The following is a 7,744-nucleotide window of genomic DNA, read 5'->3' as shown; positions in this document are numbered from 1 at the left end:
GGCTGTCCTGGTTCACCGTGATGTGGATCGCGCTGGCCTGGGCGCGGCGGGCGTTCTGTAACAGTTCGCCCAGCATCGAGCCCTGGTTGAACGCATGGCGCAGATTGGCGATGAGGCTGTGCTGGTTGGTCTTGAGACGAAGGGTTCTCATGAGATGACTCCTTGGATAATGGTTTGCACCGGACAGGCACAGCGCTGCCCGGTGCGACGGGGCACTGAACAGGCGGATGCCGGTGGGAAGGGGAATGGGCCGGTCGGCCCGAGGGAGAAGCAGCATCGACGCCCGGAATGGGCGCGTGTCCGCGGCACGATGCGATGCGGACAAGGACGGTCGGCGCGGAGGGTCCGCGACGCAGCCTGCACGACCCTGGCTGCTGGCAACGGCTGACGAATCAGCGATGCAGGCCCGACAATGCGCCTGCCGTTGCGTGGTGTCGCTGATCAATGCGCAGTCGTGCGCCCCGCGTTGTCCAGAGTCTGCAGCAGGCGCCGGCCCAGCCAGGCCATGCACGGCACCGCCATCGAATTGCCAATCGCCTTGTAGCGCGGCGCCTCGGCGGCCGGCTTGTGGTTGAGGATTCGTTCGGGTGTCTCCTGTTCGTGTGACCGAGGCAGAATTGCCGGGTCGTCATGGCGGATGCGCAGGAGAAAACACGCCGAAGGCTGGCCGCCTTCGGCTTGGAGGAGGAAACCACCCGTGTACTGGTTCAGGTTGCGGTCGTCGGTGGAACCGTTCGCTGTCTCAGCATTCACCCGGCCCTTGTCGTGGTTGGGGCCGGCATCGTCTGGCGCACATCCGCGCACAAAGGGAGCCCGTTCTTTTCACCGGTGGGCGCCGGTGTCGAATACCGCCAACCCTGAAGGGTCTCCTGATGCCTCGACCCCCATGGCAGGCAAGGCATCAGGAGACCCTTCGCAGCGGGCGGGACTGTTACTGATCGAGGGAATACGCGGTGCGTGATTCGAGGAAAAAAGGCCTTCTCGCCCCTCGCAAGGGGCGCGCACACCGCAACAGAAGGTATCGCGTGCTGGGAGCCTCGCAGGGCTGCGGGGCGGTGGTCACGTTGCCGGGGGTGGTCAACGCGACGACGGGTTCTCTGTCTTTCAGGAGGCCTTCGGGCCACCGCGGCGCTTGCGCGGCGCGGCACGCTTGCCCGATTCGATGGGCAGCGTTCCCTTGCAGTCGGGGTATTTCGCGCAGGACCAGAATGGACCGCTCTTGCCGCTGCGCTGGCGCGTGGCACCGCCACACTGCGGGCATGCTGGCCCCTCGGGAATCTTGATGGACAGCGAGGTGCCACGGTACTGCGCAATCAACTGCGTGACCCAGGCCGCCTGCTTGTCGATGAAGGTATCGAGCGCGAGCTGTCCGGTTTCGATCATGTCGAGCGCCTGTTCCCACACCGCGGTTGTGCCGGGATCGGCGATCGCGGCGGGCACGGTGTCGATGAGCGTGAAGGCGGCATCCGAGGCGCGGATGGCCCGTCCTTTCTTGATCAGGTAGCCACGGTTCAGCAGGCCGCCGATGATATTGGCGCGGGTCGCTTCGGTGCCGATGCCCACGGAATCTTTCAGCTTCTGTTTCAGGCGTGGGTCTGACACCAGTTTGGCGACGCTTTTCATCGCCTTGACCAACTCACCTTGGGTGTACGGGCGCGGCGGCAGCGTCTTGAGCGCCTTCAGATCGACCCCAGCCACCTGGCACGCCAGCCCTTGGTGTAGCGCTGGCAGCACCTGGCTGCGGGGTGCGGCGTCATCGCCGGCATCGTCGGGTTGCGGCTCGGCCAGTACCAGGCGCCAACCCGGCACGACTACGTGCTTGCCCACGGCCTGCAATGTCTGGTCGCCGCAAGAGAACCTTGCTGTCGTGCGGTCGAACTCGTGCGGCGGAAGAAATTGCGCCAGGTAGTGGGCGCGGATCAGGCGGTAGACGGCCAGTTCCTTCTCGCTCATCGCCGACAGGTTGGCGGGTTCGAGCGTGGGGATGATGCCGTGGTGGGCCGATACCTTGGCGTCGTTCCAGGCGCGCGAGTGCTGGGTGCGGTCGAGCTGGTCGATGATCGGGCGCAGGCTCNCCGCGCACAAAGGGAGCCCGTTCTTTTCACCGGTGGGCGCCGGTGTCGAATACCGCCAACCCTGAAGGGTCTCCTGATGCCTCGACCCCCATGGCAGGCAAGGCATCAGGAGACCCTTCGCAGCGGGCGGGACTGTTACTGATCGAGGGAATACGCGGTGCGTGATTCGAGGAAAAAAGGCCTTCTCGCCCCTCGCAAGGGGCGCGCACACCGCAACAGAAGGTATCGCGTGCTGGGAGCCTCGCAGGGCTGCGGGGCGGTGGTCACGTTGCCGGGGGTGGTCAACGCGACGACGGGTTCTCTGTCTTTCAGGAGGCCTTCGGGCCACCGCGGCGCTTGCGCGGCGCGGCACGCTTGCCCGATTCGATGGGCAGCGTTCCCTTGCAGTCGGGGTATTTCGCGCAGGACCAGAATGGACCGCTCTTGCCGCTGCGCTGGCGCGTGGCACCGCCACACTGCGGGCATGCTGGCCCCTCGGGAATCTTGATGGACAGCGAGGTGCCACGGTACTGCGCAATCAACTGCGTGACCCAGGCCGCCTGCTTGTCGATGAAGGTATCGAGCGCGAGCTGTCCGGTTTCGATCATGTCGAGCGCCTGTTCCCACACCGCGGTTGTGCCGGGATCGGCGATCGCGGCGGGCACGGTGTCGATGAGCGTGAAGGCGGCATCCGAGGCGCGGATGGCCCGTCCTTTCTTGATCAGGTAGCCACGGTTCAGCAGGCCGCCGATGATATTGGCGCGGGTCGCTTCGGTGCCGATGCCCACGGAATCTTTCAGCTTCTGTTTCAGGCGTGGGTCTGACACCAGTTTGGCGACGCTTTTCATCGCCTTGACCAACTCACCTTGGGTGTACGGGCGCGGCGGCAGCGTCTTGAGCGCCTTCAGATCGACCCCAGCCACCTGGCACGCCAGCCCTTGGTGTAGCGCTGGCAGCACCTGGCTGCGGGGTGCGGCGTCATCGCCGGCATCGTCGGGTTGCGGCTCGGCCAGTACCAGGCGCCAACCCGGCACGACTACGTGCTTGCCCACGGCCTGCAATGTCTGGTCGCCGCAAGAGAACCTTGCTGTCGTGCGGTCGAACTCGTGCGGCGGAAGAAATTGCGCCAGGTAGTGGGCGCGGATCAGGCGGTAGACGGCCAGTTCCTTCTCGCTCATCGCCGACAGGTTGGCGGGTTCGAGCGTGGGGATGATGCCGTGGTGGGCCGATACCTTGGCGTCGTTCCAGGCGCGCGAGTGCTGGGTGCGGTCGAGCTGGTCGATGATCGGGCGCAGGCTCGGATCGGTCTTGAGCAGACTGTCGAGCACCGTGGGCGCTTCGGCATGCATGCTTTCGGGAAGATAGCCGGAGTCGCTACGTGGATAGGTGGTGGCCTTGTGCGTCTCGTACAGGGATTGGGCGATCTCTAGCGTCTCCTGGACATCGAGGCCGAACTGCTTGGAACACACTTCCTGCAAGGTGCCGAGATCAAACGGCAATGGCGCGCCTTCGCGCATGCGTTCGGTCTCGACCGATACCATCTGAGCAGCGCCAGCGGCGCGGATGCGCTGCACCGCCTGCTGCGCAACAGGCTCCTGCAGGCAACGGCCTGCATCGTCGGTACTGGCCGATGGCGGCAGCCACTGCGCGGTGAATGTCTGGCCTGTGCAGGACAGCGCCACTTCGATGGACCAGAACGGGACGGAGACGAAGGCCGCGATTTCACGATCGCGATCGACCACCAGTCTGAGCGTGGGGGTCTGCACGCGTCCGACCGACAGCACGCCGTCATAGCCGGCCCGGCGCCCCAGGAGGGTGAACAGGCGGCTCAGGTTCATCCCCACCAGCCAGTCCGCTCTGGAGCGCGCCAGCGCCGAGTGATACATGGGCAGCGTGTCGCCCGAAGGCTTCAGCTTGCCGAGCGCGGCATGGATCGAGGCGTCGTTCAGTGCTGACAACCACAGCCGTTGAATGGGGCCGCGATAGCCACAGAGATCGATGATCTCGCGCGCAATCAGTTCGCCTTCGCGATCGGCGTCGGTGGCGATGACCAGTTCGGTCGCCTTGCTCAGAAGGTCTTTGACGACCTTGAATTGCGCTGCGGTCTTGGGTTTGACCTCAACCCGCCAGTGCTGGGGAATAATGGGAAGTTGCTCGATCGTCCAGCGCTTGAGCTGTTCGTCATAGGCTTCCGGCGGCGCGGCTTCGACAAGGTGGCCAATGCACCACGTCACGACAACGCCGGGGCCGTTGAGGCAACCATTGCCGCGCTGCCTTGCGCCCAACAGGCGCCCGATGTCCTTGCCTTGCGAAGGTTTTTCGCAGAGAAATAGCCGCATGCCTGTCCATCCAAATCACATTGCCGATGTATCTGGGCAGCAGCATGTCTGGATGTTGCGAACCTCACCGCAAACAAGAGGAATGTGCAGGCACCCGCTTTGATCACGGAAACGGCGGCATATCCGACCGGGGGCGTTGGGCGTGCGAAGTGTTGATGTGTACTGGAGCTTCTTGCGCTGGGCGCGCGAAAACGCGGTGGATGTTGGTGGAACCTCGCTTCCCGAAGACAGGAAGACGGAGCGAGCCTCGGTAGGCTCGCCCCTGGAGATGCGCCTACTCCGACGGTGGCGGCTGCTCCGCTGATGTCGGCTTCGGGCTGAGCGTGACCGACTCGATCCGGTACGGCAGGATGCCGACGCTGCGCGCATTGATCTGCCAGGTCTCGCGCGGCTTCTCATCCTTGTCCTCCCAGGGTTCGCGCTCCATGCGGCCGATGACCAGAACGCGCATGCCTTTCTGGTACAGATCCTTCCAGTGCTCGGCATCGCGGTGCCAGATTTCGACCGGCGCCCAGAAGCCACCACGGTCCTCGAAGGTGCCGTCCTTCTTGGGCACCGGGTTGTCGAAATAGACGTTCAGGCGCAGCAGGCGACTGGGTTCGTCGTTGCCATTCGGGAACTCGCGGTACTCGGGCGGCGAGCCGATGTTGCCTTCTCCAGAAAAATGCGTGCTCATGTTGTGATCTCCGTGGTGGTTGAAATGCCCGTGCCAAGTCGGCCCCGGGCGCGTGCTGGGATGCCTGGCGCAATCACCGATCGTGCATTGCGGCGGGAATGGATTTGAGCCGGCGCAGATAAGCGTCCTCGGCCTGGGCCATCTTGCCGGCGCAGTCCTGGGCCTGCCGGCCGAGGGTATGCAGCAGACTGATCTGCATGTTCAACGCGATGCGCTGCTGTTCCAGCGCGAGCAGATCCTCCAGCAGATTCACCGGCGTGGCCGTGGAGGCCATGACCTCCTGCCAGAGGGCGACGCCCATCGCCGAGCGGTCGTGCTTGCGCCAGCGCAGAAAGGTCGTGCCTGCGCCGGTACGCTGCTGGGCCAGTTCAATGGACAGCAGACGGAAGGGATAGCCTCGCGCCTGCGCCAGCACGCGCCGCTGCGCCAGGTCAATCAACTCATCCCTGAGCGCGTGACACCGGTTGACCCAGTCTTCGAGATCCCCTTTACCCTTAAAAGCCCTTAAAAGGCCTTTTAGGGAACCTCTGAACAAGTCCAACGAACCTGTCAGAATATAAGTTATTGAAAACAGTCCGATCCGAGTGAACCCGATGAGCCAGTTGAGTTTTTCCGAAGCCGAGTACGTTGGCAAACGCAAGAAAACGCGCCGTGAGAAGTTTCTGGCCAAGATGGAGCGTGCGGTGCCGTGGAAGCTCTTTGCCGATCTGGTCGATCCGCATTACCCCAAACCGGGCATCGGTCGTCCACCGTATCCGCTGGAAACGATGCTGCGCATCTACTTCATGCAACTGTGGTTTTCGCTGTCGGACCCGGCCATGGAAGAGACGCTGTACGACAGCTTTTCGATGCGCCAGTTTGCCAAACTGCCTGGAGGTCGTGTGCCGGACGAGACCACCATTTTGAACTTCCGTCATCTGCTCGAGCAGCACAACATTGCCGACCAAGCGCTTGAGGCGGTCAACCTGCTGTTGCAGGATCAAGGCATTCAGGTGCGCAAAGGCACCATTGTGGACGCCACAATTATCGATGCACCCAGCTCGACCAAGAACGCCAGCGGCACGCGGGACCCCGAGATGCATCAGACCAAAAAGGGAAACCAGTGGCACTTTGGGATGAAGGCCCACATTGGGGTTGATCTTCACAGCGGGCTGGTCCACACGGTGGTGGGCACCGCTGCCAATGAGCATGATGTTACTCAGGCGGCTGCGTTGCTGCATGGTGAAGAAACGTTGGCTTTTGGCGATGCCGGTTATCAAGGCGTAGACAAACGACCCGAGCACCAAGGGCGTGACGTAACCTGGCACATTGCCATGCGCCCCGGCAAACGGCGCGCCTTGGGTAACAGCGCAATTGATCGTTTGACGCAAAACATTGAGCGGGCCAAATCCAGTCTTCGAGCCAAGGTTGAGCATCCGTTTCGTGTCATCAAATGCCAATTCGGGTTTCGTAAAGTCAGATTCCGTGGACTGGCCAAGAACACTGCGCATTTGAAAATGTTGTTTACGCTGTCCAATATCTGGATGGCACGCCGCCCGTTGACGGCGGTGGCAGGGTAAGTGCGCCCAAAAAGCGCCAACAGGCCCGAAAACGGGCCTGATCGGGGTGCAAACAACCCGAAAGTGGCGATGATTTGAGCAGTTTTTAACCATTTTTGAATACTTTGGTCATGAGGTCGATTTTTGGATGTTTGAAATCGAGTTCTTCAGACCTTCCTTAGATAGCCCGCCTGTTCCAACTGGATGAAGTCCGCCTGTTCCAGGGGCTGGAAGTGCCGGCGTTGGTTCGGTTCGCGTACTGTCATGCTGACTCACCCTCGTCGGATGAGGCTGCTTCGGCGGGGTCTGCCGCAGCATCCGGCTCGCTGGCTGGTTCGGTTTCGGGGGCGGTGCGCTGCTGCAGGCCACGGCGTGCGATCGGCGGCGCGAAGCGGCTGCGCCGGGTACCTTCGAGCACGTCCTGGGGCAATTCACCGTACTTTTCCAGCGCCGCCCGTGCTGCGGCATTCTTCGCCGCGAAGTCGTCGCGCGTGGTGCCGGAATACCGGTACTGCTGCGCCAGAGAGAACAGGCTGCGCAATGAGTGCGCGCCGTCGTTGAGCCAGCGTTCGAGCGTCGAGCGATCGATCAGCGCGGTGTGGTGGGCCAGGATCAGACGTCGGGCAAGATCGTCGTAGTCCGCCAGCAGATACACCGCCATGAAGCCCAACTGCGAGGACACGAACAGCGGCAGCTTGACCGGCTGGACGTTGAGGTTCTCGCCCAGGCTCAACGCAGGCGGCACGCCGGCCAGTGCCTGGTCTACTTGCTGGCGCAGGGTCTGGAGCTGTTCCTTGGTGGTGGATAGCTTGTCCTCGATGCGCAGCATCCACCAGTCCGAATAGGGGTCGTCCTGTTCGGCGCCGCGCTTGAGCTTGTTCATGATGGAGACAAAGCCGTTGAGGCCGATGATGCCGGGCCTGCCTTCGGCCGGGGCGCGGCCATGCCAGATGCGGGACGCATGGTGGGTGTGCAGGGTCAGGGACATCGCGCTGCGCAGCGATCCCAGGTTCAACTGAAGGGATTCGGTGGCATTGTTCTCTTGGGCCATGGTGACGACTCTCGGTGATGAATGAGTCGTCAGCATCCGGGTTGGCCGGAAGGCCGTCAGTCATCAAACCGAACCCGCCGCTTGCC

6 protein-coding genes and 2 pseudogenes are annotated in these 7,744 nt (G+C 62.9%); 1 reads left to right on the top strand and 7 read right to left on the bottom strand.

The features are described from left to right. Positions 1-441: 441 nt before the first annotated feature. From C1I89_RS36010 to C1I89_RS27885, 5 genes and pseudogenes are all read right to left on the bottom strand, one after another. Positions 442-753 carry a hypothetical protein gene (locus C1I89_RS36010; RefSeq protein ID WP_003296454.1) on the bottom strand — a complete coding sequence of 104 codons (312 nt, stop codon included), beginning with the start codon at positions 751-753 and terminating at the stop codon, positions 442-444. A gap of 351 nt (positions 754-1,104) precedes the next feature. Beyond that, positions 1,105-2,073: pseudogene (locus tag C1I89_RS27900) on the bottom strand (DNA topoisomerase); the annotation flags it as partial. Between the two features lie 310 nt (positions 2,074-2,383). Next, on the bottom strand, positions 2,384-4,393 hold the full coding sequence (locus tag C1I89_RS27895) for a DNA topoisomerase III (RefSeq protein ID WP_003296453.1): 2,010 nt from the start codon (positions 4,391-4,393) through the stop codon (positions 2,384-2,386). A gap of 274 nt (positions 4,394-4,667) precedes the next feature. Beyond that, positions 4,668-5,069 carry a single-stranded DNA-binding protein gene (locus tag C1I89_RS27890; protein ID WP_003296452.1) on the bottom strand — a complete coding sequence of 134 codons (402 nt, stop codon included), beginning with the start codon at positions 5,067-5,069 and terminating at the stop codon, positions 4,668-4,670. 73 nt (positions 5,070-5,142) lie between these two features. After that, positions 5,143-5,592: pseudogene (locus C1I89_RS27885) on the bottom strand (DUF3158 family protein); the annotation flags it as partial. A 70-nt stretch (positions 5,593-5,662) separates the two neighbouring features. On the opposite strand from C1I89_RS27885, the gene C1I89_RS27880 reads away from it, so the two are divergent. Further along, complete coding sequence (locus tag C1I89_RS27880) at positions 5,663-6,628, top strand: IS5 family transposase (protein ID WP_102770808.1); 966 nt, start codon at positions 5,663-5,665, stop codon at positions 6,626-6,628. A 146-nt stretch (positions 6,629-6,774) separates the two neighbouring features. Here C1I89_RS27880 and C1I89_RS34940 read toward each other — a convergent pair whose 3' ends face one another. Then, a complete protein-coding gene (locus C1I89_RS34940) occupies positions 6,775-6,873 on the bottom strand; it encodes a DUF3158 family protein (protein ID WP_219929614.1) in 99 nt (32 codons plus the stop codon). Then, positions 6,870-7,658: a PFL_4669 family integrating conjugative element protein gene (locus C1I89_RS27870; RefSeq protein WP_003296450.1), complete on the bottom strand. Its 789-nt coding sequence runs from the start codon at positions 7,656-7,658 to the stop codon at positions 6,870-6,872. The genes C1I89_RS34940 and C1I89_RS27870 overlap by 4 nt, the downstream gene beginning before the upstream one ends. Positions 7,659-7,744: the final 86 nt, after the last annotated feature.

This window comes from Achromobacter pulmonis (assembly GCF_002885955.2).
Classification (GTDB): Bacteria; Pseudomonadota; Gammaproteobacteria; order Burkholderiales; family Burkholderiaceae_B; genus Achromobacter; species Achromobacter pulmonis_A.
The sequence above is the reverse complement of the archived record's forward strand: the minus strand, read 5'-3'. Positions and strand labels throughout refer to the sequence as shown.

Excerpts from the sequence above, each read along its gene's own strand:
- C1I89_RS27895 (WP_003296453.1), bottom strand. The coding sequence starts at position 4,393 with ATGCGGCTATTTCTCTGCGAAAAACCTTCGCAAGGCAAGGACATCGGG.
- C1I89_RS27890 (WP_003296452.1), bottom strand. The coding sequence starts at position 5,069 with ATGAGCACGCATTTTTCTGGAGAAGGCAACATCGGCTCGCCGCCCGAG.
- C1I89_RS27880 (WP_102770808.1), top strand. The coding sequence starts at position 5,663 with ATGAGCCAGTTGAGTTTTTCCGAAGCCGAGTACGTTGGCAAACGCAAG.
- C1I89_RS34940 (WP_219929614.1), bottom strand. The coding sequence starts at position 6,873 with ATGACAGTACGCGAACCGAACCAACGCCGGCACTTCCAGCCCCTGGAA.
- C1I89_RS27870 (WP_003296450.1), bottom strand. The coding sequence starts at position 7,658 with ATGGCCCAAGAGAACAATGCCACCGAATCCCTTCAGTTGAACCTGGGA.